Origin of the sequence: Nocardioides perillae (assembly GCF_013409425.1) — a bacterium.
GTDB lineage: Bacteria > Actinomycetota > Actinomycetes > Propionibacteriales > Nocardioidaceae > Nocardioides > Nocardioides perillae.
Window position 1 is genome coordinate 1,824,244 of sequence record NZ_JACCAC010000001.1, and the last position, 24,308, is coordinate 1,848,551.

Here is a 24,308-nt window from a genome sequence, read left to right on the forward strand (position 1 = left end):
GCAGGTCCCCACCTAGGCTCCTCCGCATGAGTGATGCGAGCACCACACCTGCGCCGGCCGACGTGCGCTTCTGGTTCGACCCCGTGTGCCCCTTCGCCTGGATGACCTCGCGGTGGCTGCGGATGGTCGCCGAGCAGCGCGGCGACACCGTGGAGTGGCGGCTGATCTCGCTGCGCCTGCTCAACGCCCACGTCGACTACGACAGCCACTTCCCGGCCGACTACGAGGCGGGCCACACCGCCGGCCTGCGATTGCTGCGGGTGTGCCACCGGGTGCGCGAGGAGCACGGCGGCGACGCCGTCGGGAGGTTGTACGCCGCGCTGGGTGCCCGCACCTTCGACGCGCCGCCGCTCGACGAGCCGGTCCGCGACGGCGTCGACGTGCGCGGCACCGCGGGGTTCCTGGCTCCCGCCCTGGCCGAGGCGGGCCTGCCCGAGCACCTCGTGGCCGCGCTCGAGGACACCGAGCGCGACGAGGCGATCCGGGCGGAGACCGACGAGGCGCTCGCCCTCACCGGCAAGGACGTCGGCACGCCGATCATCCAGGTGGACCCGCCCGACGGGGTCGCCTTCTTCGGCCCCGTCATCAGCCGCCTGCCCGACCCCGAGGGGGCCGTGGCGCTGTGGGACCACGTGCTGGGCCTGGCACGCTTCCCCGGCTTCGCCGAGCTCAAGCGCAGCCTGCGCGAGCTGCCGCAGCTGCGTGCCCTCGGTGTCGAGGAGGGCGAGGTCGGCGCGAGCGAGGACTGGCACGGCGGCAGCCGTCGCCAGAAGAAGTGAGCGGACGCGTCGCGGGCGCGCTGGTCTTCTGGACCAACGCCGCGGTGCTCGTCGTCGAGCTGGTCGCGCTGCGCCTGCTCGCGCCCTACCTCGGCCTGACGCTGCAGACCAACACCCTCGTCATCGGCACCGCGCTCGCGGCCATCGCCGCCGGCTCGTGGCTCGGCGGACGCGCCGCCGACCGGGTCGCCCCGCGGCTCGTGCTGGGGCCGCTGGTCGGGGTGTCGGGCGCGGCGGTCGCCGTCACGCCGTTCCTCGTGCGCGGGGCCGGCGCGACCGGCGACGGGCTGCTGCTCCTGCTCGCTGCCGGCGGCACGATCCTGGTGCCGGGGGCGCTGCTCTCGGCCGTCACGCCGATGGTCACCAAGCTGGTGCTCACCGACCTCGACGAGACCGGCACCGTCGTGGGACGGCTCTCGGGGATCGGCACGGCCGGCGCGATCGTCGGCACGGTCGTCACCGGCTTCGTGCTGGTCTCGACCGTGCCCGTCACCGGCATCCTCGTGGGCCTCGGCGTCGCGCTGCTGCTCACCGCCCTCGCCGTCGACCTCGGCGTGCGCGGGTGGAGCCGGCGCGGCCGCGCGGTCACCGCCGGCGTCGTGGCGGCCGGCGGGCTGCTCGCCGTCGTCGCGCCGGGCGGCTGCGACGTCGAGACGACCTACCACTGCGCGCGGGTCGAGGCCGACCCCGAGCGCGAGGGCGGCCGGGTGCTGGTGCTCGACACGCTCCGCCACTCCTACGTCGACCTCGACGACCCCGAGCACCTCGAGTTCGCCTACGTGCAGGCCATCGCGTCGGTCGCCGACACCGCGTTCCCGGCCGGCGAGGCGCTGCGCGCGCACCACCTCGGCGGCGGCGGGCTCACGCTGCCGCGCTACCTCGCGGCGGTGCGTCCCGGCACCACCAGCACCGTCTCGGAGATCGACCCCGGCGTGGTGCAGGTCGACGAGGAGCGGCTGGACCTCGGCGACGTGCCCGGCGTCGAGGTGCGGGTGGAGGACGCCCGGCTCGGCCTCGAGCGGGTCGCCGACGACAGCGTCGACCTCGTCGTCGGCGACGCCTTCGGCGGGGTCAGCGTGCCCTTCCACCTCGCCACCCGCGAGGCGATGGTGCAGGTGCGGCGTGTGCTGGTCGACGACGGCGTCTACGCCGCCAACCTCATCGACTACGGCCCGCTCGCCTTCGCCCGCGCCGAGCTCGCGACCCTGGGCGCGGTGTGGGAGCACGTCGCGCTGCTCGGCGACCCCGACACCCTCGCGCGGCGCGACACCCCGGAGGCCGGCGGCAACGTCGTCGCGGTCGCCTCCGACGCGCCGCTCGACACCACCGCGCTGGCGCGGCGCCTCGATGAGCGGGGCGTCGGCTGGGACGTGCTGAGCGGCGACGCCCTCGAGGCGTGGGTGGACGGTGCGCAGGTCCTCACCGACGACCACGCGCCGGTCGACCAGCTGCTCACCCCCTACCCCGCCGTCGTCCGCTCGGGCCACACCCGCAGGTAGGTTCGAGGCCATGAGCGACAGCCTGGTGTCGGTGGGCGACGACGGCGTGCTGGTGGCCGCCGGGGTGGCCGGCACGCCCGACGACGCCCAGGTGCTGCGGTGGTACCCCGCGCTCGACCACGACCTCGCCGACCCGGCCGACCGGGCGGTCACGCCGGGTGACGGACGGGTGGCGCAGGTGGCGCGCACGCATGCGCTGCTGCTCTCCCAGCCGTGGTGGTCGTGGGGTGCCGAGACGGGCGCCAACGAGCACGGCGTCGTGGTCGTCCGCACCCCGGCGGCGGTCAAGGCGCGGGTGCGCGGGGGCGACGCGCTCGGCTCGCGCGACCTCGTGCGGCTCGCCCTCGAGCGCGGTGCCGACCGCCGCGAGGCCGCCGAGCACCTCGTGACGCTGCTCGAGGAGCACGGGCAGGGGGGAGACGGACGCGGCGAGGCCGGCACGGCGTACGTCGTGGCCGACCGGGAGGGCGCGACCGTCGTCGAGACCGCGGGCCGTGCCCACGCCACCGCCGAGGTCGACGGCACCCGCGCCCTCAGCGGCGGGCTGACCATCCCCGACTTCGCCGCCGCCCACGCCGACCGGCGCGCCGAGCGGCGGCTGCTCGTCACCCAGCGCCGCACGCGCGGCGAGGCCTACCTCGCCACGCTCGGCGAGGGTGCGGACGGCGCCGGGGCCGACCCGGTCGGCCGACTGACCACCGCCCTGCGCGACCACGGCCCCAAGTCGCGCGGCCTCGGCCCGCACTACCGCCGCCGCGCCGGCGCGGTGGGCGGCGCCTGCATGCACGCCGGCGGCCTGCTGTCGTCGACGCAGACCGTCTCGGCGTGGGTCTCCGACCTGCGCGGGCCGGCCGGCCTGCACTGGGCCACCGGCACCTCGACGCCGTGCACGTCGGTCTTCGTGCCGCTGCGCGTCGACGACCCCGCCCCCCTCGACCCCGTCGACCCGCCGCTCGGGCAGGAGTACGACGGCCGCTACCTGTGGTGGCGCCACGAGCGGTTGCACCGCCTCGCCCTGCGCGACCCCGAGCGGGCGCTGCCGGTCGTGACGCAGGTGCGCGACCGGCTCGAGGCCGACTGGCGCGCGGCACCGCCCACGACCGACGAGGCGCTGGCGCTGGGCGACGCGTGGCGCGACGACCTCGTCGACCACCTCACGGTCATGACCGAGATGCAGCTCGGCGACACCCGCCCCGTGCGCGTCGCCGCCCAGTGGCGGCGCTGGAACCGCGACGCCGGCCTCGGCGCCTGACGGGGCGGCCTCGAGACGGCCCTGGCGGGCCTCCTCGACCACCCGACTCCGCTGGTCGAGGAAGGCCGCCAGGCTATGACTTGCCCGCACCCGCCTTGTCCGCGCTAACGCGCAGTGAGCGAGCTGAAACCCACGCGAGAACTAACGGGCTAGCTCGATCCCATTCGCCGTGCGTCAGGGCGCGCTGAGCGGGAGGACCAAATCGTTCCGACCATCGACAATGGTTCGGTCCCCCACTATGGCCTTGAGCTCGACAGTCGCCGTAGCAAGACGGGCGGAGGCCGGGCAGTCGCCTGTCGGGCCTTTGTCTACTAGCGCATGGATGACGACTCTCGACGCGGACTCCTCGACCTCAATCCGACTTTCGGCTCCACAAGAAGCGGGCGGGGCCAGGTAGGTCACCTCGAGAACTTTCGAATCGTCACGTCCCGCAACCGAGCGCACCTGTGTGGATTCCGCGCCCTCCAGGAACCGCCATGTCAAGAATCCCACTGTCAAGAGGAGTGCGAGCGCGACGAGGGCTACCCGCACGGGGCGTTCGAGCCTTAGTAGGGTGCTGTTCACGTTCCCAGTACCGGCCCGTCAGTGAGCACGGCCTGGACGCCAACCTGATTCATTGCATGCTGAATGTGGACGTAGACGCACGTATCGTTGAACGCTTTCCTTACCTTGACGCTGATGAGGCCCCTCGCCTGAGTGCCTGATAGAGCTGGGCCTCTGGAGTCACCGGGATTGCAATCCACCCTGATCTCTCTCCCTGTGCTGTAACTCAAGAATCTCCCGTCATCCAGTGGAATGCCTACCGCATAGGACCGGGTCAGAATCTCGCCACACCGGAGGTCTGCAAAGTTCTGCCCTGTGATGCAGCTAATCTGGCCGACAACATCGTTCGACGGAAGCTGGGAGGAACTGATCGTGCGATAGCGCGCTTCAGTTGCAAGCGTGGGTGTAAACCACAGTGTGACTTCGTTGGTCAGGAAATTTGTCTTGACTGGAACTCGCAGCGCGTCAGTCCCGGTGACGTCAGACAAATCCGTAATTTCGACAAATGTTCCAATCTGGTCCCACACATCCCCGCGCTGTGCGCAGTGGCCCGCAGTGAGGACGGCCAGACCCTCCGCTCCTCTCACTGCGAAGCCGGACGTGCACGAAGTGCCCGCTGTACTATTCATGGCCTGTCCGCCGCGGAGGGGGGGAGAATTGTTGAACTGTGTTCCGACCGCTTCAATGCTTGCTGCCACGAATTGCACTGGCGCCTCGCCGCCAACTTTTGCCTCTACCCATCCTCGGACCTGGTCTAGCGGCTGGGGTGTGACTACAACAATGACATTGGCCCGTTCGTCAACACGGATGCCGTCAAAGTACGTTGCGTTCTCTCCTTGTGCGGTAACCAATGTTTCCGCTACGTCATTTAGGGCACGAAGTGAATGACGTGCGCTGACAACTCGAAGCGCTTCTGGATATTGAACCAAACCCTTCAGGTAACGCTCGACCTCATCTGGGGCAGAAGTAACGGCAACTGTCAGCACACCTCCGGCGTCGTGATCCATCCACAACCCTGCTAGGGCGATAGGGTCACGGAAGGAGCGCATTGCCTTGCGAACACGTGGAACGTCGGCGGCGATGATCTGCTCACGACGACGCAACTCATTCAGCTCATTGTCCGTCAATGCTGCTCCAAATTCGGATCGCGACGCGTTTGTCGTGGCCTCAGCCGCTTTGAGGGCTTCCGTCGACGTGCTGAATCCTAGACTGCGCCGGAGGCTCAAGGCTGTATGCTGATCGGGGAAGCGTCTGAGTAGACTGGTCTGAAGTATGGGTTGCGTTTGCGGAAGATGCCGGCGTCAGCAATCCGAGAATCGTCGCGAGAATCGATACGCATAGGCCGGCCTGCAGCGCTTCGCCCGAGAATGAGTCATGCGAGCCCAACGATTCAGTGGCGAGCAGGTTACGCCTTCACGCCGTGCGCCCCTGCAAGCAGCCGATGGTGCGGCGCCGCCCACGACCGACGAGGCGCTGGCGCTGGGCGACGCCTGGCGCGACGACCTGGTCGACCACCTCACGGTCATGACCGAGATGCAGCTCGGCGACACCCGCCCCGTGCGCGTCGCCGCCCAGTGGCGGCGCTGGAACCGCGACGCCGGCCTCGGCGCCTGACGGGGCCGCCGCCTCAGCCGGCGCGCAGGAAGCGGCCGGTGCGCTGCTCGCCGAGCAGGGCCGTGGGCACGCCGTCGACCACGACGTGCTCGCCGGCGACGAGCACCGACGGCACGGCGGCGTCGTTGCGGTTGACCATGCGCGGCAGCCCGTCGTACGCCGGCACGGGCGCCTCGGCGTAGGCGTCGAGGCGGTCGTCGAGCGCGGCGGGGTCGACGACCACGAGGTCGGCGCGGTCGCCCTGGCGCAGGTGGCCCGCGTCGAGGGAGTACCAGTCGGCGAGCTCGCCGGTGAGGCGGTGCACGGCCCGCTCGAGGGTGAGGAACGGCGTGCCCGCGCGCTCCGCGTCGTGCACGTGGCGCAGGAAGCGCAGCCCGAAGTTGTAGAAGGCCATGTTGCGCAGGTGGGCACCGGCATCGGAGAAGCCGAGCTGCACGCCGGGGTCGCGGGCCAGCTTGCGCAGCACCGACGGGCGGTGGTTGGAGATGGTCGTGCGCCACCGGACCTTGGTGCCGTGCTCGACGACGAGGTCGAGGAAGGCGTCGACCGGGTGCAGGCCGCCGCGCTCCTGGCCGACCTGGCCGAAGGTCTTGCCGATGACGGCGTCGTCGGGGCACTCCACGACCTGGGCGTCGAAGAAGTCGCGGTGCCACACTCGCATCCCGAAGCGGGAGTCGTAGTCCTTGCGGAACCAGCGGCGGTAGTCCTCGTCCTGCAGCAGCGCGTTGCGCTCGACCTCGTCGGCCAGGTGCAGCGCGGCCGCGCCCGAGCCGAACTCCTCGAAGATCACCAGGTCGATGCCGTCGGCGTAGACCTCGAAGGGCACCGGCAGGTGCTGCCAGCGGAAGTCGCCGCCGAGCCGGTTCACCGCGGCCGCCATCGGGCCCATGATCGAGACCAGCGCCGGGTTGGCCTTGATGTCGGCGGCCGAGAGCAGGCTGGTCTTCAGCTGCCGGCGGCCGCGCCCGCCCGGCCCGGGCAGCGTGCCGAGCACCATCGAGGCGATCGAGCGCGGCGAGGCGATGTCGGGCCCGCCCTGCAGCACCCGGCCGCGCTCCCGCAGCACCGACTCGAGCCGGCGGCGCTCACGGGCCTTCGCGTAGGTCGACGGCAGCGTGCGGGAGCGGCACCGCTCGCCGTCGAGCTTGTCGAAGAGCAGCTGCTGGGCCGACATGCCGACGAAGCCGGCGTCGAGGGCCTCGGCCAGCCGCAGCTGCATGGTGGCCAGCTCCGCCTCGGTGGGGCGCACCTCGTCGCGCGTGGCGCGGTCGAGGCCCATGCCTGCGGCCCGGATGTCGGAGTGGCCGAGGAAGGCCGCGACGTTGGGGCCGAGGGGCAGGGCGTCGAGCGCCTCGGCGTACTCGGCGGCGCTGGTCCACCTCTGGTGGCGCTCCAGGGTGTCGACCACGTGGCGGCGCGGGATGGCTTCCACCCGGCCGAAGAGGTCACCGGCGTCCTCGGGGGAGCAGTGCACCGTCGACAGCGAGCACGAGCCGAGCAGCACCGTCGTGGTGCCGTGCCGCACCGACTCGGCCAGCCCCGGCTGGTCGAGCACCTCCACGTCGTAGTGGGTGTGGACGTCGACCATACCCGGCATCACCCACCGGCCGGTCGCGTCGACCAGGCGGGCGCCCTCCTCGGGCAGCGGGCTCGCCGAGACCGCGGCGACCACGCCGTCGCGGATGCCGAGGTGCCGCACGCTGCTCGGCGCGCCGGACCCGTCGAACCAGCGCCCGCCGCGCACGACGGTGTCGAAGGGACCGCGGGTGGCACGGGGAGTGTCGGAGGTCACGTGCAGATGACACCCCGGCGGGGGCTCAGCGGTCAAGCATGCCGACGGTACGCGAGCGCCGCCCGGGGCCTCAGCGCACGGCGTAGACGCTGAAGCGGTAGCGGGCACCGTCGTCGAGCGGCACGCCCCGGCACGACCACTCCGTGCCGCGGCCGCAGCGGTAGCGGGTCGAGGCGTTGGCCAGCGTGACGGTCACCTTGGTCACGCCGGTGTGGAACGGCAGCCGCACCCGGGCCCCGCCCGAGCGGTCCAGGCGCACCACGCGCCGCTGCACCTCGCCGCCGCGCAGGTGCACGAGCGCGTGGGCCGCCGGGCTGGTCGCGCGACCGGGACCGTCGACGCGCAGCAGCAGGCGCCAGCGACCCGGGAGGGCGCCGCGGCGCACGTCCCAGCTGGTCGAGGACAGGTGGGCGAGCCGGGTGGCGACCTGCCCGGTCCCGCGCTTGCCAAGACGCAGCGTCCAGGAGCCCTTCACCGGGGTGCGGGGCCACGCGGCGCCCTCGCTGTAGGACTGCGCGGGGACGGTGCCGGCCGCGGCGTACTGCGCGAAGAGGGTCGGGAAGGCGACCTTGCGCGCGGCGACCACGCTGCGCACGGCGGCGGTGCTGTGCTGGTCGGGTGCGCCGCGGAAGTCGCCCGCGCGCCGCCACACGGCCTTGACCACGCCGCGGCCGAAGCGCTGCGAGAGGTGCTCGAAGAAGACCCAGTTGCCGTAGGGCGTGGAGGAGCCATAGTCGAAGAAGTCCAGCGACGTGCGCGGACGGCGCAGCTGGCTAGCGAACAAGTACTGACGGTTGTCGTCGACGTCGTCGGCGAACTGCTCCTCGATCCAGGTGGCGGTGGCCTCGAGCAGCCAGCGGTCCTCGGCGAAGTCGTAGGCGTACTGCACGGCGTGGAAGAACTCGTGGGCAGCGGTGACCCGCAGCGTGTCGAGCGGCACGCCGCCGAACTCGTCCTTTGCGAAGTCGTCGTCGAGCACGCAGTAGCCCGGGGCGGTGCGCGGCGCGGAGGCGCGGCGCCCGCCGGGGATCTCGGGCGCGCAGTAGCCGTAGTAGCCCTGACCACCGAGACTTCCGAGGTCCTTCAGGTAGACGTCGAACTTGCGGTCGCCGCCGCGGGCGCCGTCGAAGAGCGGCGCGCGGTAGCCCAGGGTCCCCACGTGGTGGTCCCACACCTGCTGCACCACGTCGAGCGTCGTGCGCTCCCAGCCGGCCGGCGGGCGGTCGTTGCCGGAGGTCACGTGGTGCACGCAGACGTTCTTCGTGCAGTTGACCTCGGGCTTCGTGGTGTACGGCGCCGAGCCCTCCGGGGCGACCGGGTCGCGAGGGTCGGTGGGCCGGGCGTCGGGGCGGGCCAGGGCCGCCTCGGCCTCGCGGCGGTCGGTGCCGCGCAGCGCGGGCAGCGCAAGGGCCAGGTCGCGCAGCGCGACGGTGGGGGAGGCGTCGCCCGGCAGCGCGTCGCCCTCGAGCACCCGGGTGGCCGTCTCGAGGGCCTCCTCGGCCGCCGGCGCCGCCGACCCGGGCAACACGGGGAGCACGGGTGACGCGCCGGCCCCGCCGGGCTGACCGGGGTGACCGGGGTGACCGGGGTCCGCCGCGGCGGGCAGCGCGGCCGCGCCGAGGGCGGCGACGAGCAGGACGGTGGCGACGGTGCGGGCCGAGCGGCGCAAGGTTCCCCCGGGGAAGGATCGCGTCAGGCGGACGCTGGGGCGTCCGGGTGGGCTGCGCCCGATCCTCCCACAGCGCGGCCGTCTAGACCGAGCCGGCGATCTTCTCGATCAGCGCGGTCGTCGAGATCGCGGGGGTGCGGGGCAGGTAGACGACCTCGCACACGTCCTCGAACTCGTCGAAGCGGCCCGCCCAGTCGTCGCCCATCACCAGCACGTCGGCGCCGTGCTCGAGGATGTAGTCGCGCTTCTGCTCCAGGCTCTCCTCGACGAAGACCGCGGAGACCGGCTTGAGCGCGGCCACGATCGCGAGCCGCTCGTCCTGGCTGAAGACCGGCTCGCGGCCCTTCTTGCGCAGGTTGAGCGCGTCGGCCGACACCCCGACGACGAGGCGGTCGCCGAGCGCCGCGGCCCGCTCGATGACGCGCAGGTGCCCGACGTGGAAGACGTCGAAGGTCCCGAAGGTGATGACGGTGCGCGGCATGACGCGCATCCTGCCACTGCGCGACGGGCAGGCCCCGGCCCGACCCCGCCAGGGGCAGGTTAGCCTTGCCTCACCTGTCCGTGCCGGTGATGCCGGCCCGCCGCCCCCGAGGTGCCCGATGCGTCGACCTGCCCTGATGACCGCGAGCGCCCTGCTCGCCTGCACCGCGCTCTCCGGTTGCGGCGTCCTCGGCGAGGAGGAGGCGGACCTGCAGGTCTACTCGGCCCGCAAGTACGGCTCCGAGGACGTCTTCGCGCAGTTCACCGAGGAGACCGGCATCACCGTCGACTTCCTCTTCGCCGACAACGCGGCCCTGCTCGAGCGCATCCGCACCGAGGGCGCCGACAGCCCCGCCGACGTCTACATGACCGTCGACGCGGGCAACCTGTGGAACGCCGACCAGCAGGGCATCCTCGCGCCCCTCGACAGCGAGGTGCTCGAGGCCGCCGTCCCCGCCGCGGACCGCGCCGACGACGGCACGTGGTTCGGCCTGGCCAAGCGCGCCCGCACGGTGATCTACGACCCCGACCAGGTCGACCCGGCCGACTTCGACGCCGAGGACACCTACACCGGCCTCACCGACCCGCAGTGGCGCGGTCGGCTGTGCATGCGCGACCTCGACGAGACCTACATGACCTCGCTCGTCGCCTCGCTCATCGACCTGCACGGCGAGGAGGGCGCCCGGGAGATCGTCGAGGGCTGGCAGGCCAACGAGGTCGAGGTCATGGGCAACGACGTCCTCGTGATCGAGGCCGTCGAGGCCGGCACCTGCGAGGTCGGCATCGTCAACCACTACTACCTCGCGCGTGAGCAGGCGGAGGGCAAGGCGCAGGGCGTCGAGCTCTACTGGGCCTCGCAGGAGGGTGCGGGCACCCACGTCAACGTCTCCGGTGCCGGTGTCGTGGAGACCAGCGACAACCCCGCCGACGCGCAGCGGCTGCTCGAGTGGCTGGCCACGGAGGGGCAGGCCGCCCTGATCGACGGCAACCACGAGTTCCCCGTGAACCCCGACGTCGAGCCCGACGCCGAGGCGGCGGCCTACGGTCCGTTCACCGAGATGACCCTCGACGCCGAGGTCTACGGCAGCCTCAACGCGAGGGCCGCCGAGCTGCTCGTCGACGCCGGCTGGGAGTGAGCGCCGGCCGGGGCCGCGCGGCCTGGTCGGGCGCCGTCGTCCTGGCCGCCGCCCTCGTGGTGGCGCCGGTCGCGGCAGTGCTCCTCGACGCGGTCGCGGGCTCGGGCCGGACGGCGGGGTGGGAGGTGCCCGCCGGCCTGGCGCGGATGGTGCAGCAGACGACGCTGCTGCTGCTCGGCGTCGCCGCCGGCACGCTGGTGCTGGGCTGCGGCCTCGCGTGGCTGGTGACCGCGCACCGCTTCCCCGGGCGCGACGTGCTCGTGTGGCTGCTCGTGCTGCCCCTGGCGATGCCCGCCTACATCCTCGGCTTCGTCTTCCTCTCCACCTTCGACGTGGCCGGCGACGTGCAGGTGTGGCTGCGCGAGGTCACCGGCACCGGGCTGCAGGTGCCGGTGCGCGGGGTCGGCGGCGCCGCGGTGGTCATGAGCCTCACGCTCTACCCCTACGTCTACCTCCTCGCCCGCGCCGCCTTCGCCCAGCAGTCGCCCACCACCTGGGAGGCAGCGCGGTTGCTCGGCGCGAGCCGGCGCCGCGCCTTCGCGGGCGTGCTGCTGCCGCTCGCCCGGCCCTCCCTCGCCGCCGGCCTGGCGCTGGTGATGATGGAGGTCCTCACCGACTTCGCCACCGTGCAGTACTTCGGCGTGCGGACCGTGTCGGTCGGCGTCTACACGACGTGGCGCCAGACCTACCGCTTCGACCTCGCGGTGCAGCTCGCCGGGGTCGTGCTGCTCTTCGCCGTGGCGGTGCTCGCGGGCGAGCGGCTGCTGCGCGGGCGGGCCCGCTTCACCCAGCGCGGCGGCCGCGGCGGCGGCCCGACGCCGAGCCGGCTCGCGGGCTGGCGCGGGTGGCTGGCCACCGGCGTCTGCGTCCTGGTGCTGGCGGGCGGCTTCGCGGTGCCGCTGCTGCGCCTGGTGCTGTGGGCCGCGGCGCAGCTGGCCGGGGACGGCCAGCCGGTCGACCCCCGCTTCGGCGGCTACCTCCTCAACTCCGTCGTCGTCGCCGTGCTCGTCGCGCTCGCGTGCGTGGCCCTCGCGCTCGTCGTGGGGCACGCCGTCCGTCTCGGCGGCGGGCGCGTCGTGCGCGGTGCCGCGCAGCTGACCACCGTCGGGTACGCCGTGCCCGGCGCGGTCGTCGGCATCGGCACGCTCCTGGCCCTGGGCGCGGTCGACGACCTGCTCGAGGCGCTGGGGGTCCCCGGCGGCACCGGCCTGCTGGTGACCGGCTCCCTGGTGGCGATCGTGCTCGCCTACGTCGTGCGCTTCCTCGGGCCCGCCCACCAGGCCGTGGACGCGTCGTACGCGCAGGTGCGCCCCCAGCTCACGCAGTCGGCGCTCTCGCTGGGGGCCGGGCCCTGGCGGGTGCTGACCCGGGTGCACCTCCCGCTCGTGCGCCCCGGTGTCGGCGTCGCCCTGGTGCTCGTGTCCGTCGACGCGGTCAAGGAGCTGCCGGTGGTGCTGATGCTGCGCCCGTTCGGCTTCACTACGGTGTCGGTGTGGGTGCACGAGCTGGCGTCGGAGAACCTGTGGAGCCTCGCCGCGCTCCCGGCCGTGGTGATCGTCGCCCTCGCGACCGTGCCGGTCGTGCTGCTCTTCGGCCAGGTCCGGCGCGCCGACCGGCGCGAGCAGGCGAGCCGGTGAGCGCGCCCGGGCCCGACGGCGCCGACCTGCCGCCGGCGCTGGTGCTGCGCGGCGTCTCGAAGCGCTTCGGAGCGGTCGAGGCGGTGCGCGCCGTCGACCTCGAGGTGACGCCGGGAGAGGTGCTCGCGGTCATCGGTCCGTCGGGCTGCGGCAAGTCGACGGTGCTGCGGCTCGTGGCCGGGCTCGAGTCACCCGACGCCGGCGAGGTGCTGATCGCGGGAGCGACGGTCGCCGTCGGCGGCGGCCGCGCCGTCCCGCCGGAGCGCCGCCGGGTCGGCATGGTCTTCCAGGACCACGCGCTCTTCCCGCACCTGACGGTGGCCCGCAACGTCGCCTTCGGCCTGCACGGCCGTCCGGCCGCCGAGCGCGAGGCCCGGGTGTCGGAGGTGCTCGAGCTGGCCCGGCTCGCCGACAAGGGCGACCGCTACCCCCACGAGCTCTCCGGCGGCGAGCAGCAGCGGGTCGCCCTCGCGCGCGCCCTGGCGCCCCGGCCCGCGGTCGTGCTGCTCGACGAGCCCTTCTCGAGCCTCGACGAGAGCCTGCGCGCGCAGGTGCGCGCCGAGCTCGTCGGCGTGCTCCGCGCGAGCGGCGCGACGGCGCTCCTCGTCACCCACGACCAGACCGAGGCGCTCTCGGTGGGCGACCGGGTGGCGGTGCTGCGCGACGGGGTCGTCGAGCAGGTCGGCACCCCCGACGCGGTCTTCGAGCGCCCCGCCACGCGCTTCGTGGCCTCCTTCATGGGCGACGCCGACTTCCTGCCGGCGCAGGTGCACCACGCGCTGCTGACGTGCGAGATCGGGGTGGTCTCCACCGTCCCGGGCTGGGGCGCCGCCGACACCGCGGTCGAGGTGGTGCTGCGCCCGCACGAGGTCGCGCTCGAGGTCGCGCCGCCCGGCACGGCCGAGCCCGCGGTGGTGGTCGGCGTGGAGTACCACGGCGCCTTCCTGCTCCACACGGTCCGCCTGGCGTCGGGGCGCACCCTGCGCTCCTGGCAGCCCCACGGCGTGCGCCACCCCGTCGGCACCGCGGTGACCGCCCGGGTGCGGCCCGGCCTGGTGCCGACGCTGCTCGTCGACGACCGCGCCGTCAGCGGCCCTCCGGGTGCGCCGTGAGCGCCCCCGCCGCTCCCGTCCTCGCCGCCGACCCCGTCGCCGACGAGCTGCGCCGCCGCGGCCTGCAACGGATGCGCACGGTGGCGGTCTCGCTGCTCGTGCTCGCCGCGGTGGTCTACCTCCTCACCCGCGGGCAGGACGGCGTGTGGGGCTTCGTCAACGCCGGCGCCGAGGCGTCGATGGTGGGCGCGATCGCCGACTGGTTCGCCGTGACCGCGCTCTTCCGCCACCCGCTCGGCCTGCCCGTGCCCCACACCGCGCTCATCCCGAGGCGCAAGGACGAGCTGGGGCGTGGGCTGCAGGAGTTCGTGGGGGAGAACTTCCTGCAGGAGGACATCGTCCGCGACCGGGTCGCCGTCGCCCAGGTGGCCTCCCGCGTGGGGCGCTGGCTCGCCGTGCCGGCCCACCAGCAGCGCGTCGTCGACGAGGCCTCCGAGGTGGTCGCCGCCGGGCTGCGCCGCGTGCGCGACGAGCACGTCGCTGCCCTGGTCACCGACGCCCTCGTGCCGCGCTTCCGCGAGGAGCCCGTGGCGCCGCTCGCAGGTGGCCTGCTCGCCGAGGTCGTGCGCGACGGCACCCACCGGGGCCTGGTCGACCTCGCGGTCACCGAGCTGCACGACTGGCTGGTGGAGAACCCCGAGACCTTCGCGGAGGTGCTCGGCGAGCGCGCGCCGTGGTGGAGCCCGCCGCGGGTCAACGAGGCCGTCACCGCCCGCATCCACGTCGAGGTGGTGCGCTGGGTCGCCGACATCCGCGACGAGCCGCAGCACCGGGCCCGCGCCGCGCTCGACTCGATGCTCGCCCAGCTCGCCGACGACCTGCTGCACGACCCGGCGACCCAGGAGCGCACCGAGCGGCTCAAGGAGCGCGTGCTCGACCACCCGCAGGTCGTCGCGACCGGCACGTCGCTGTGGAACGCCCTGCGCCGCGCCCTCCTCGGCTCGCTCGAGGACCCGCACGGCGCCGTGCGCGAGCGCGCGCTGCTCGAGCTGCGCGGCCTCGCCCGCCGCCTCGCCGACGACCCCGCCCTGCGCGCCCGCCTCGACGGCCTCGTCGCCGACGCGGTCGTCTTCGTCGTCGGCCGCTACGGCGAGGAGCTCACCGCCGTCATCACCAGCACCATCGAGCGCTGGGACGGCCGCGAGGCGGCCCGGCGCATCGAGCTGCACGTCGGGCGCGACCTGCAGTTCATCCGCATCAACGGCACCGTCGTCGGCGGTCTCGTCGGCGTGCTGATCCACGCCGTCGACGTGCTGCTCGCCTGAGCCGCCTGCGGCGCGCCCGCCCCTCGTGCCGGCTCCCGCCGTCGGGCGGGGGAGGATGGGCTGCGTGAGCGCCGCAGACCCCCAGCCCGTCGACGTGTCGATCCGCGACGAGGCGATCCGCCTCGGGCAGTTCCTGAAGCTGGCCGACCTCGTCGAGACCGGGGCCGAGGCCAAGCCGGTGGTCGCCGAGGGGCTCGTGCGCGTCAACGGCGAGGTCGAGACCCGGCGGGGCCGGCAGCTCGTCGTGGGCGACGTGGTCGAGCTGGGCGGGGTGGCGGCGCGGGTCGCCGGGCCCGCTGGCCGCGACGGGGGTGCCGGGGGAGACGACGACGGCGGGGAAGGCCTGCCCTGGTGAGCCGGCCGCCCCCGCCGCGGGGTCGGTGAGGGGTCGGGTCAGGAGACCCCGAGCAGGTCGACGACGAAGATGAGGGTCTCGCCGGGCTTGATGACGCCGCCGGCACCGCGGTCGCCGTAGCCCAGGTGGGGCGGGATGACGAGCTGGCGGCGGCCGCCGACCTTCATGCCCTGCACGCCCTGGTCCCAGCCCGAGATGACCTGGCCGATGCCGAGGCGGAAGCGCAGCGGCTCGCCGCGGTTCCAGCTGGCGTCGAACTCCTCGCCGGTGGAGTGGGCCACGCCCACGTAGTGCACCGACACGGTCTGGCCGGCGGCGGCCTCGGGGCCGTCGCCCTCGCTCAGGTCGGTGACGACGAGGTCGGCGGGCGGGTCGAAGTCGGGGAAGTCGATCTCGGGCTTCTCGGGGGTTGCCATGCGCCCGAGTCTGGCACGCGACGGGAGGGCGGCCGGGCCCCGGGGCTCAGGACTGGTGGACGTAGGAGTCGAGCTGGTCGCGCTCGAACTCGAGCTGGTCGATGCGGCTCTTCACCACGTCGCCGATGCTCACGATGCCGACGAGGAGACCGTCGTCGACGACCGGCACGTGCCGCACGCGACGCGCGGTCATCGTGCGCATCAGGTCGTCGACGGGGGTGTCGGGCGGGCAGGTGTGCACGTCGGCGGTCATGATCGCGGCCACGGTGTTGTGCACCACCGTCCCGTCGCGGTGCAGGTGGCGCACCACGTCGCGCTCGCTCACGATGCCCTCGACGCGCCGGCCGTCGCGGCTGACGACGAGCGCGCCGACGTCGTGCTCGGCGAGCAGGGTGAGCAGGTCGCGGACCCCGGCGTCGGGGCTGACGGTCACGACCTCGCGGTCGGTCTTCGCCTGCAGCACGTCGCTGATCTTCACCGCGGACCTCCTCGCCGGCGGGCGCGCGCCGCACCGTGCGACCACGCTAGGGCCTGCGGGCCCCGCCGGGAAGACTCGGGAGCCCTGCCCTGGGCGCGTCAGCCCAGCGGGACGTCGCCGGGGCCGGCCTGGTCGGCGCGGCTGCGGTGGCGGCGCAGGTCGGAGACCGAGCCGGGCCCGGTGCGCGGGCGCTCGTCGTCGGGGTCGTCGCCGCTGGCGCTGCCGAGGAAGGCGAGGGCGGCCTCGTGGAGGTGGCCGTTGCTGGCCACGGCCGCACCGCCCCACGGGCCGGGGGTGCCGTCGAGGGAGGTGAAGGTGCCGCCGGCCTCGCGCACGACGACGTCGAGCGCGGCCATGTCGTAGAGCTCGAGCTCGGGCTCGGCGGCCAGGTCGACCGCCCCCTCGGCGAGCAGCACGTAGGACCAGAAGTCGCCGTAGGCGCGGGTGCGCCAGCAGCGCCGCGACAGCGACAGCACGTCGTCGAGCTGACCGCGCTCCTCCCAGCCGGTGAGCGAGGAGTAGGAGAACGAGGCGTCCTCGAGCCGCCGCACGTCGGAGACGCGGCACTCGGTGGCCTTCATCAGCGAGCGGCCGGTCCAGGCGCCGCCGCCCTTGCTGGCCCACCAGCGACGCTGCAGCTGCGGGGCGGAGACGACGCCGACGACGACCTCGCCGTCGACCGCCAGCGCGATCAGCGTGGCCCACACCGGCACCCCGCGCACGAAGTTCTTCGTGCCGTCGATGGGGTCCACGATCCACTGCCGCTGGCTGTGGCCGGTGCTGCCCTGCTCCTCGCCGAGCACCGCGTCGCGCGAGCGGGTGCGCGACAGCGTGCGGCGGATGCCCTCCTCGACGGCCTGGTCGGCGTCGGTGACCGGCGTGAGGTCGGGCTTGCTCATCACGTGCAGGTCGAGGGCGCGGAAGCGGGCGGACGTCAGCGAGTCGGCGTCGTCGGCGAGCACGTGGGCCAGGCGCAGGTCGTCGGTGAAGTCGGCGGCTCCGGGGGGCATGGGCGACAGGCTAGGCCACCGGCCCGCGGGGCCGGCGCTCACAGGTTCTCCCGAGGATCGGCCGCTACGTTGCGCAGCATGACCGTCAACGGCCTGCCGCTCCACGCCCTCGTCGTCCACGCCGCCGTCGTGCTCGGCCCCCTCGCGGCCGTCGCCGGGGTGGTGCTCGCGCTGGTGCCGCGGTGGCGGTGGGCCACGCGCTGGCCCACCCTCGGGCTCGCGGCCGCGGCCGTGGTCTCCGTCGTGGCGGCCTACACCTCGGGCAGCAGCCACCTCGACGCCAACCCCGCGCTGGCGCAGCTGCCGGCGGTGGCGACCCACCAGGAGCGCGCGGTCGTGCTGCTCGCGGTGGTCGCGGCGTACGGCGTGGTGGCGGTCGCCGCGGCGCTGCTGCTGCCGGGTCCGACAGCGCTCGCCTCCGGTCGCGGTGCACGCGCGTCGCGCGGGGTGGTGCTCGACCGCTTGCTGGTCGCGGGCGTGCTGGCGCTGTCGGTGCTGATGGCGGTCTACGTCGTGCTGGTCGGCGACGCCGGCGCCCGCGCGGTCTGGGGCTAGTCGGCCGCGCCCTCGCGGGCGGCGAGCAGGCGGCGGAAGGACTCGACGCGGTCGGGGTCGGCCTCGCCGGCCGCGAGGGCGGTGTCGAGCCCGCACTCCGGCTCGTCGGCCCCGTGGGTGCACCCGCGGGGGCACTCCTCGGTGAGCTCCTCGAGGTCGGGGAAGGCGCCGATGAGGTCCTCGGGGCGCACGTGGGCGAGCCCGAAGCTGCGGATGCCCGGGGTGTCGACGATCCAGCCGCCGTCGCCCCACTCGTCCGGGAGCGGCAGCATCAGCGCCGAGGTGGAGGTGTGCCGGCCGCGGCCGGTCACGGCGTTGACGTGGCCGATCTGGCGGTCGGTGCCGGGCACGAGCGCGTTGACCAGCGTCGACTTGCCGACGCCGCTGTGGCCCAGCAGCACCGAGGAGCGGCCGGCGAGGCGCGCGCGCACCTCGCCCAGGTCACCGCCGCGCGCGGTCACCACCCACGGCACGCCCAGTGAGCGGTAGGTCGACAGCAGCGTGTCGGGGGAGGCGAGGTCGGCCTTGGTGAGGCAGAGCAGCGGCGCCATCCCGGCGTCGTACGCCGCCACGAGGGCGCGGTCGATGAGCCGCGGGCGGGGCTCGGGGTCGGCGAGGGCCGCGACGACCACCAGCTGCTCGGCGTTGGCGACGATGACCCGCTCGACGGGGTCGTCGTCGTCGGCGGTGCGGCGCAGCACGGTGCGCCGCTCGGCCACCTCGACGACCCGGGCGAGGGTGTCCTCGTCGCCGGAGACGTCGCCCACCACGCGCACGCGGTCGCCGGTGACGACCCCCTTGCGGCCCAGCGGCCGGGCCTTGACCGCCATGACCAGGCGCCCGTCGACGCGCACCGTGAGCCGGCCGCGGTCGACGGTGACGACGACCCCGTCGACCGCGTCGTCGTAGGTCGGGCGGTCCTTCGTGCGCGGCCGCGTGCGGCGCCGGGGGCGCTCGTAGTGCTCGTGGTCGTGCTCGTCGTAGCGCCGGCTCACAGCAGTCGCGACCAGGCCTCGGCGAAGTCGGGGAAGGTCTTCGCCGTGGTGGCGACGTCCTCGACCAGGACGCCGTCGACGGCCGCGCCGACGACCACGCCGGCGTGGGCCATCCGGTGGTCGGCGTAGGTGCGGAAGACGCCGCCGTGCAGCGTCGCGGGCCGCAGGTCAAGGCCGTCGGGGTCCTCGGTGACGTCGGCACCCAGGGTGCCGAGCTCGCGGGCGAGCGCGGCGAGCCGGTCGGTCTCGTGCGCGCGGATGTGGGCGACGCCGCGCAACCGCGACGGGCTGCCCGCCAGTGCGCAGAGGGCGGCGACGACCGGTGTCAGCTCGCCCACGTCGTGGAGGTCGAGGTCGACCCCGGCCAGCGCCGCGGCGCCGCCGTCGGGGCCGGTGACCTCCAGCCCGTCGTCGCCGAGCGAGACCCGGCAGCCCATCGCGGTGAGGATGTCGCGCAGCGCGTCGCCGGCCTGGGTCGTGCTGCGGGGCCAGTCGCGCACGGTGACGGTGCCGCCGGAGACGGCGGCGAGCGCGAGGAACGGGCCGGCGTTGGACAGGTCGGGCTCGACGGTGCGGTCGAGCGCAGCGACGGGCCCGGGGGCGACGGCCCAGCGGTTCGCGTCGTCGTCGTCGACCTCGACGCCCTGCTCGCGCAGCATCGCGACCGTCATGTCGATGTGGGGGAGCGAGGGCACCGGCTTCCCGTCGTGGCGCACGTCGACGCCGCGCTCGTAGCGGGCGCCCGCCAGCAGCAGCGCGGAGACGAACTGCGAGGAGCCCGACGCGTCGAGCACGACCGTGCCGCCCGGCACCGCGCCGCGGCCGCGGACGGTGAAGGGCAGCGCGCCGCGCCCGCCGTCGTCGACCTCGACGCCGAGTGCTCGCAGTGCCTCGAGCACCGGCCCGACGGGGCGGTTGCGCATGTGGGGGTCACCGTCGAAGGCGACCGCGCCCGTGGAGAGCCCCGCCACCGGCGGCACGAACCGCATGACGGTGCCGGCCAGGCCGCAGTCGACCTCCGCGTCCCGGTCGAGGGTGCCCGGCACCACCTCCCAGTCGTCGCCGGAGGTGTCCACGCGGGCGCCGAGGCCGGTCAGGGCCGCGGCCATGAGCGAGGTGTCGCGCGAGCGCAGCGCGCGGCGCACGACGGACGGCCCGTCGGCCAGCGCCGCGAGCACGAGCGCGCGGTTGGTCAGCGACTTGCTGCCCGGCAGCGACACCGTGGCACGCACGGGCTCGTGCGCACGGGGCGCCGGCCAAGGCTCAGCGGGCGTCGCGCGCGCGGTGGCGCCGGGGGTGTCGCTCACGCGGGCAGCCTAGGCGACGCGGCACCCGCCCCGGGCGGGCGCTCAGCCGACCTTGGCGGCGGCGAGCTTGGCCTCGCGGCGCGTCGCGGTGGCGAGGTGACCGGCCTCGCGGCGCGCGTCCTTGGCGGCGCGGCGGGCGCGCCAGGCCACGCCCGGGCGGCCCTCGGTGTCGACGGCGCTGATGAGCAGCCCGCCGAGCATCGAGACGTTCTTGAAGAAGTGGACCTGCTGGTCGCCCTTCGCCGCGGGGTCGGTCTCCTCCCAGAAGCGGTGACCGGCTGCGGTGGTGAAGACGGTGCTGCCGGCGAGCAGCAGCGAGGAGAGTCGCGGGGCTCGGCCGGTGGCCAGCGCGAGCCCGGCCCCGAGCTGCAGCACGCCGTTGAGGCGCACCCACTGCTGCGGCTCGTGGGGCACCGGCACCTGGGGGGCTGCCTTGCCGACGGTCGCCTCGAGCTTCTGCGTCACCGGCGCGGCGGCCGGGGCGAGCTGGGCACTGTTGCGCAGGGCGTGCACGCCCCCGACGACGAACATCGAGGCGAGCAGCGGGCGGGCGGCGGTCCTCACGACGGTCATGCGCCCCTTCCTACCGCAGGAGTCGCACCGGGCGCCTCACCCGCGTCGGGTGCGCCCGGTCCCCGCGTCACGAGGGGCCGAGGCCGCGACGGGTGAGGCGTACGGCGTCGCTCCCGCCGGCCGGGGACGCGTCGGGAGTGCCGGGGTCGGCGGTGATCGTGAACGTGAGCGTGCGCGGGCCCAGCAGCTGCCGCGCGCGGAAGGACAGGCTGGTCGGCCCGTCCGCGAGCCGGCAGGTGACCTCCCACCGGCCGGTGCGGGCGCACCGGGGGTCGGCCACCCGGGCGAGCACCGGGCCGTCGGCGCGGACCACGAGCGTCGCCGAGCCGCCTGGTGCGAGCCCGGTCACGGCGGCACCGACCCGCCACAGCGGGCCCTCGCGCTCCGCGGACGCGTCGACCGCCAGCTCGGGCGCCGGTGGGGCGCTGGGCTCCGGGTCCACGGGTCCCGACGGGGCGGGCTGTCCGCCGCCGGCACCCCCGCCGGCACTCCCGCCGGGGCCCGTGCCGGGCTGGTCGCCCGGCCCGGCGGGGTCCGAGGCGGGCGGAGTGCTCCCGCTGCCACCACCGGCGCCGCCGTCCGCACCGTCGTCCGCGCCGCCGTCCGCGCCGTCGCCCGCGCCGTCGCCCGCGCCGTCGTCCGCGCCGTCGTCCGCGGCCCCGGGCTCTGCGGCGCCACCCTCACCGCCGGCGGCCGACGGGTCGCTCCCGGCCTCGGCGGTGGGGTCGGCGCCTGGGTCGGTAGAGGGGCCGGCAGAGGGGGCGGCGGAGGGGTCCTCGGCGGGGGTGGAAGCGCCGTCCGAGGGGCCCGCCGCAGGCTGGCCTGCGCCGTCGGTGGGGGTGTCGGAGGCCGTCGCGGCGCCGGGCACGAGCGGCGCGACGGCTGCCGGCCGCTCGCGCGCGGCGTCGTCCGCCCCGGCCTGCTGCACCACCAGCACCGTGCCACCGGCGACGACCGCGGTCGCGGCCACGGCTCCCGCGGCGGTCGCGGTGGCGGTGCCCCCGGCCGCGGCGACGGCCGCGCCCAGGCCGCCGACGGTGCTCGCGGCACCCGAGGCGACCGCGCCGGCGCCGGCCGCGACGCCGGCCGAGACCGAGGAGGCCGCCGACGAGACACCGGCCGCGGCGCTCGAGGCCGCGCCCGAGACGGCGCTGCCGGTCGCCGAGGTGGCGGCGCCGACCTGCGCGACGACCGCGTCGCGCGCGCGCCCCAGCGCTGCCAGCAGCGCGGTCCCGACGCCGAGGGTGCCGGCCCCGCCGGCCGCGCCCGCGGCGTACGCGAGCCCGGCCCCGCCCAGCAGCAGCGGGGCGAGCAGGGCACCCAGGCCGCTGTTGACCTCGGCGAGCTCGAGGTGCACGGCCGTGCAGGGCCGGCAGCCGTGCAGGTGGTCCTCGACCTTGGTGGTGTCGCGGCGCGACAGCGCACCGCGCACGAAGCCGCCGAGGTGGGCGTGGGTCCAGCGGCAGGTGTCGTCGTCGACCTCCGCGGCGTGCTCACCCAGGTAGGCCTGGCGCAGGCCCTCGCGCGCCCGGTAGGCGAGCGCGGCGACGGAGTTCGGGCTCATGCCGAGCAGCGGCGCGACCTCGGCGGGCTTCTGGCCCTCGACCTCGGTGTGCCACAGGACCAGCTGCCAGCGCTCGGGCAGCGAGGCGAAGGCGCGCGCGGCCGCCGACCCCTCGAACCCCTCGACCGCCGTGTCGCGGAAGGGCGTGCCCGGGTCGAAGGGCTCGAGGTCGTCGGTGGGCTGGGTGCGCCGGCCCGCGCGCACCCGGTCGACGTGCAGCCGCCGCACGGCCGTGAGGAGGTAGGCACGGAAGGCCAGGTCGGGGCCGCCACCACGCTGCAGCACGCCCAGCACCTTGCCGAAGGCGTCGGAGACCAGGTCGTCGGCGTCGCTGGGGGAGAGCTGGCGCGCCAGGCGTCGCGCGCTGGCGACGTGGCGGCGAAGAGCGCGCCGTACGCCTCGAGGTCGCCGCCGCGCACAGCCGAGAGCAGCTCGGCGTCGCTGCGCTCGTCGACGAGGGCGAGGGGCCCCGGGGCGGTGGTCACGCGGTCTCAACGAGCGAGTCGCCGCGAGGTCAGGGGTGGGGCCCGCGGGATCGCCGCCGGGGCTGGCCACGGGCTCGTCGAGGACGGCCTCGGAGAAAGTCCTGCGGAACCGCGTCACGCCCCGCTGCCGCCACCGTCCCACCGGTGCCAGCCGCGGAGGGAGCGGCTGGACGCCACCGGCTCGGCGGTGGAGGACGTCCCGGCAGGAGGCACCGTGAGGCTCTTCGCAGCGGCAGGGCGGCGCGGCACGACCGCGCTCCCCGGGCCTGCGGTGCCCCTGCTGGACGAGGTGGCCGACGCCCTGCCCGACGAGGACCGGGTGCTCGACGCCGCCGCGGAGGCGGGCCGACGGCTGGCGGGGGAGGGAGTCCCGCTCGCCGAGGCCCTGCAGCGCCTGCGCGCGACCTGGGGACCGCTCGTGGGGGGCGGTCTCCAGGTCGGCGCGGCGGAGTCGCTGGCGGTCGCCTGGAGCGAGGCGGCGCTGGCCTACGTGCACCGCCTGGGCTGCGAGGACCCGCTCACGGGGCTGGCCGCCCCCGCGCACCTGCGCACCCGGCTCACCGAGCTCGCGCGGCCGGCGGGCGCCTCGCCGGCCCGCGACCACGCGTTGGTGGTCGTCGAGCCGCGCGACCCGGCGTACGCCGCCCGTGGCGCCGACCCCCTGGCCGGGGGGCTGGCGCAGGCCCGCCTCGGCGAGCAGGTCCGCGACGTCTTCGCGGTCGAGACCGTCGCCGCGCTCGGCCCCCGGCGGCTCGCCGTGCTCGCGGCCCGCGACGACCTGCTCGAGCGGCGCGTGGCGCTGCTGCGCCGCATGCTCGCCACGCTCGCCCCTGCGGGCGCGCCGCCGCGCGTGTGGGTCGAGCCGCTGCCCGCCGCCGACCCGGCGCTCGGGGCGCTGGTCGAGGAGCTCGTCCGGGCCTGAGCGGCGCTGGGCCCGCGTCGCCGCCGCCCCCTAGGCTGAGCGGCATGTGCGGCCGCTACGCCTCGAGCCGGAGCACCGACGACCTGGTCGCGGAGTTCGACGTCGTCGCGCCCCGCGTGGCCGCCCCGCTCGCCCCCGACTGGAACGTCGCCCCCACCAAGGAGGTGTACGCCGTGCTCGAGCGCCCGCCGCGCCCCGAGGACGGTGGCGGCGACGGTGCCAGCGACGGTGCCGGGCCGGAGCCCGAGCGCCAGCTGCGCGTGCTGCGCTGGGGGCTCGTGCCGAGCTGGGCGAAGGACCCCTCGATCGGCAACCGGATGATCAACGCGCGCCGCGAGACCGTCGCCGAGAAGCCGGCCTTCCGCAGGGCCTTCGCGGCGCGCCGCTGCCTGGTGCCCGCCGACGGCTACTTCGAGTGGTACCCCACGTCGCAGACGACGAAGGCCGGCAAGCCGCGCAAGCAGCCGTTCTTCATCCGCCCGCGCGACGGCGGGGTCCTCGCGATGGCGGGCCTCTACGAGATCTGGCGCGACCCCTCGCGGGCCGAGGACGACCCCGAGCGCTTCCGCTGGACCTGCACCGTGCTCACCACCGAGGCCGAGGACGCCCTCGGCCGCATCCACGACCGGATGCCGCTGATGGTCGAGCGCGACCGGTGGTCGCGCTGGCTCGACCCGCGCACCGACGCGGAGGCCGACCTGCTCGACCTGCTGGCCCCTGCCGCCCCCGGGCGCCTCGAGGCCTTCCCGGTCGCGACCACCGTGAGCAACGTGCGCAACAACGGCCCCGAGCTGGTGGCGCCGCTCCCGCTCGACGAGGTGCCCTCCGAACTCGAGGACGCCGTCGTCACCGGGGCCGAGGACGCCTGAG

23 protein-coding genes are annotated in these 24,308 nt (G+C 75.1%); 12 read left to right on the forward strand and 11 right to left on the reverse strand.

Annotated features, from left to right (window positions below; all coding sequences use genetic code 11):
* Positions 1-26: 26 nt before the first annotated feature.
* From BJ989_RS08440 to BJ989_RS08450, 3 genes are read left to right on the forward strand one after another with little or no spacing between them, the layout of a single operon-like run.
* Positions 27-779, forward strand: a complete 753-nt coding sequence (locus tag BJ989_RS08440; protein ID WP_179517828.1) for a mycothiol-dependent nitroreductase Rv2466c family protein — start codon at positions 27-29, stop codon at positions 777-779.
* Complete coding sequence (locus tag BJ989_RS08445; protein WP_343049194.1) at positions 776-2,278, forward strand: fused MFS/spermidine synthase; 1,503 nt, start codon at positions 776-778, stop codon at positions 2,276-2,278. The genes BJ989_RS08440 and BJ989_RS08445 overlap by 4 nt, the downstream gene beginning before the upstream one ends.
* A gap of 10 nt (positions 2,279-2,288) precedes the next feature.
* A complete protein-coding gene (locus BJ989_RS08450) occupies positions 2,289-3,530 on the forward strand; it encodes a hypothetical protein (protein ID WP_179517829.1) in 1,242 nt (413 codons plus the stop codon).
* Positions 3,531-4,090: 560 nt separating this feature from the next.
* On the opposite strand, the gene BJ989_RS08455 is transcribed toward BJ989_RS08450, so the two are convergent.
* Entirely contained in the window at positions 4,091-5,299 is a 1,209-nt protein-coding gene (locus BJ989_RS08455; RefSeq protein ID WP_179517830.1) for a chymotrypsin family serine protease, read from the reverse strand.
* Between the two features lie 148 nt (positions 5,300-5,447).
* Between BJ989_RS08455 and BJ989_RS08460 the strand changes: the two genes are divergently transcribed.
* Positions 5,448-5,687, forward strand: coding sequence for a hypothetical protein (locus BJ989_RS08460; protein ID WP_179517831.1), 240 nt, complete (start codon positions 5,448-5,450; stop codon positions 5,685-5,687).
* A gap of 13 nt (positions 5,688-5,700) precedes the next feature.
* Here BJ989_RS08460 and BJ989_RS08465 read toward each other — a convergent pair whose 3' ends face one another.
* From BJ989_RS08465 to BJ989_RS08475, 3 genes are all read right to left on the reverse strand, one after another.
* The gene (locus BJ989_RS08465; RefSeq protein ID WP_179517832.1) at positions 5,701-7,479 is read right to left on the reverse strand and encodes an amidohydrolase family protein; all 1,779 of its coding nucleotides are present in this window, start codon (positions 7,477-7,479) and stop codon (positions 5,701-5,703) included.
* A 70-nt stretch (positions 7,480-7,549) separates the two neighbouring features.
* Positions 7,550-9,148 carry an MXAN_6640 family putative metalloprotease gene (locus tag BJ989_RS08470; protein ID WP_179517833.1) on the reverse strand — a complete coding sequence of 533 codons (1,599 nt, stop codon included), beginning with the start codon at positions 9,146-9,148 and terminating at the stop codon, positions 7,550-7,552.
* 82 nt (positions 9,149-9,230) lie between these two features.
* Positions 9,231-9,629, reverse strand: a complete 399-nt coding sequence (locus BJ989_RS08475; RefSeq protein WP_179517834.1) for an FAD synthase family protein — start codon at positions 9,627-9,629, stop codon at positions 9,231-9,233.
* A 118-nt stretch (positions 9,630-9,747) separates the two neighbouring features.
* Here BJ989_RS08475 and BJ989_RS08480 point away from each other — a divergent pair, with 118 nt between their 5' ends.
* The 5 genes from BJ989_RS08480 to BJ989_RS08500 all read left to right on the forward strand — a co-directional run bounded on the left by BJ989_RS08480 (position 9,748) and on the right by BJ989_RS08500 (position 15,133).
* Positions 9,748-10,764 (forward strand): extracellular solute-binding protein, encoded by a 1,017-nt coding sequence (locus tag BJ989_RS08480; RefSeq protein WP_179517835.1) that lies wholly within the window; start codon positions 9,748-9,750, stop codon positions 10,762-10,764.
* Positions 10,761-12,401 carry an ABC transporter permease subunit gene (locus BJ989_RS08485; RefSeq protein ID WP_179517836.1) on the forward strand — a complete coding sequence of 547 codons (1,641 nt, stop codon included), beginning with the start codon at positions 10,761-10,763 and terminating at the stop codon, positions 12,399-12,401. The genes BJ989_RS08480 and BJ989_RS08485 overlap by 4 nt, the downstream gene beginning before the upstream one ends.
* Positions 12,398-13,513, forward strand: coding sequence for an ATP-binding cassette domain-containing protein (locus BJ989_RS08490; protein WP_179517837.1), 1,116 nt, complete (start codon positions 12,398-12,400; stop codon positions 13,511-13,513). Before BJ989_RS08485 ends, BJ989_RS08490 begins: the two co-directional genes overlap by 4 nt.
* Positions 13,510-14,778 carry a DUF445 domain-containing protein gene (locus BJ989_RS08495; protein ID WP_343049195.1) on the forward strand — a complete coding sequence of 423 codons (1,269 nt, stop codon included), beginning with the start codon at positions 13,510-13,512 and terminating at the stop codon, positions 14,776-14,778. The genes BJ989_RS08490 and BJ989_RS08495 overlap by 4 nt, the downstream gene beginning before the upstream one ends.
* A 100-nt stretch (positions 14,779-14,878) precedes the next feature.
* Positions 14,879-15,133 carry an RNA-binding S4 domain-containing protein gene (locus BJ989_RS08500; RefSeq protein ID WP_425490016.1) on the forward strand — a complete coding sequence of 85 codons (255 nt, stop codon included), beginning with the start codon at positions 14,879-14,881 and terminating at the stop codon, positions 15,131-15,133.
* Between the two features lie 38 nt (positions 15,134-15,171).
* On the opposite strand, the gene BJ989_RS08505 is transcribed toward BJ989_RS08500, so the two are convergent.
* From BJ989_RS08505 to hisN, 3 genes are all read right to left on the reverse strand, one after another.
* A complete protein-coding gene (locus BJ989_RS08505; RefSeq protein WP_179517839.1) occupies positions 15,172-15,549 on the reverse strand; it encodes an FKBP-type peptidyl-prolyl cis-trans isomerase in 378 nt (125 codons plus the stop codon).
* A gap of 46 nt (positions 15,550-15,595) precedes the next feature.
* Complete coding sequence (locus BJ989_RS08510) at positions 15,596-16,027, reverse strand: CBS domain-containing protein (RefSeq protein ID WP_179517840.1); 432 nt, start codon at positions 16,025-16,027, stop codon at positions 15,596-15,598.
* Between the two features lie 98 nt (positions 16,028-16,125).
* The gene (gene hisN, locus BJ989_RS08515; protein WP_179517841.1) at positions 16,126-17,037 is read right to left on the reverse strand and encodes a histidinol-phosphatase; all 912 of its coding nucleotides are present in this window, start codon (positions 17,035-17,037) and stop codon (positions 16,126-16,128) included.
* A 78-nt stretch (positions 17,038-17,115) separates the two neighbouring features.
* On the opposite strand from hisN, the gene BJ989_RS08520 reads away from it, so the two are divergent.
* A complete protein-coding gene (locus BJ989_RS08520; RefSeq protein ID WP_179517842.1) occupies positions 17,116-17,592 on the forward strand; it encodes a DUF2231 domain-containing protein in 477 nt (158 codons plus the stop codon).
* Here BJ989_RS08520 and rsgA read toward each other — a convergent pair.
* From rsgA to BJ989_RS18240, 4 genes are all read right to left on the reverse strand, one after another.
* Positions 17,589-18,587: a ribosome small subunit-dependent GTPase A gene (gene rsgA, locus BJ989_RS08525; protein ID WP_179517843.1), complete on the reverse strand. Its 999-nt coding sequence runs from the start codon at positions 18,585-18,587 to the stop codon at positions 17,589-17,591. The genes BJ989_RS08520 and rsgA overlap by 4 nt on opposite strands.
* Positions 18,584-19,894: a 3-phosphoshikimate 1-carboxyvinyltransferase gene (aroA, locus tag BJ989_RS08530; RefSeq protein ID WP_343049197.1), complete on the reverse strand. Its 1,311-nt coding sequence runs from the start codon at positions 19,892-19,894 to the stop codon at positions 18,584-18,586. Before aroA ends, rsgA begins: the two co-directional genes overlap by 4 nt.
* A 42-nt stretch (positions 19,895-19,936) precedes the next feature.
* Positions 19,937-20,467, reverse strand: a complete 531-nt coding sequence (locus tag BJ989_RS08535) for a DoxX family protein (protein WP_179517844.1) — start codon at positions 20,465-20,467, stop codon at positions 19,937-19,939.
* A gap of 67 nt (positions 20,468-20,534) precedes the next feature.
* Complete coding sequence (locus BJ989_RS18240) at positions 20,535-22,658, reverse strand: sigma-70 family RNA polymerase sigma factor (protein ID WP_343049198.1); 2,124 nt, start codon at positions 22,656-22,658, stop codon at positions 20,535-20,537.
* Between the two features lie 72 nt (positions 22,659-22,730).
* Between BJ989_RS18240 and BJ989_RS08545 the strand changes: the two genes are divergently transcribed.
* Positions 22,731-23,438: a hypothetical protein gene (locus tag BJ989_RS08545; RefSeq protein WP_179517846.1), complete on the forward strand. Its 708-nt coding sequence runs from the start codon at positions 22,731-22,733 to the stop codon at positions 23,436-23,438.
* A 44-nt stretch (positions 23,439-23,482) separates the two neighbouring features.
* On the forward strand, positions 23,483-24,307 hold the full coding sequence (locus tag BJ989_RS08550) for an SOS response-associated peptidase (RefSeq protein ID WP_179517847.1): 825 nt from the start codon (positions 23,483-23,485) through the stop codon (positions 24,305-24,307).
* Position 24,308: the final 1 nt, after the last annotated feature.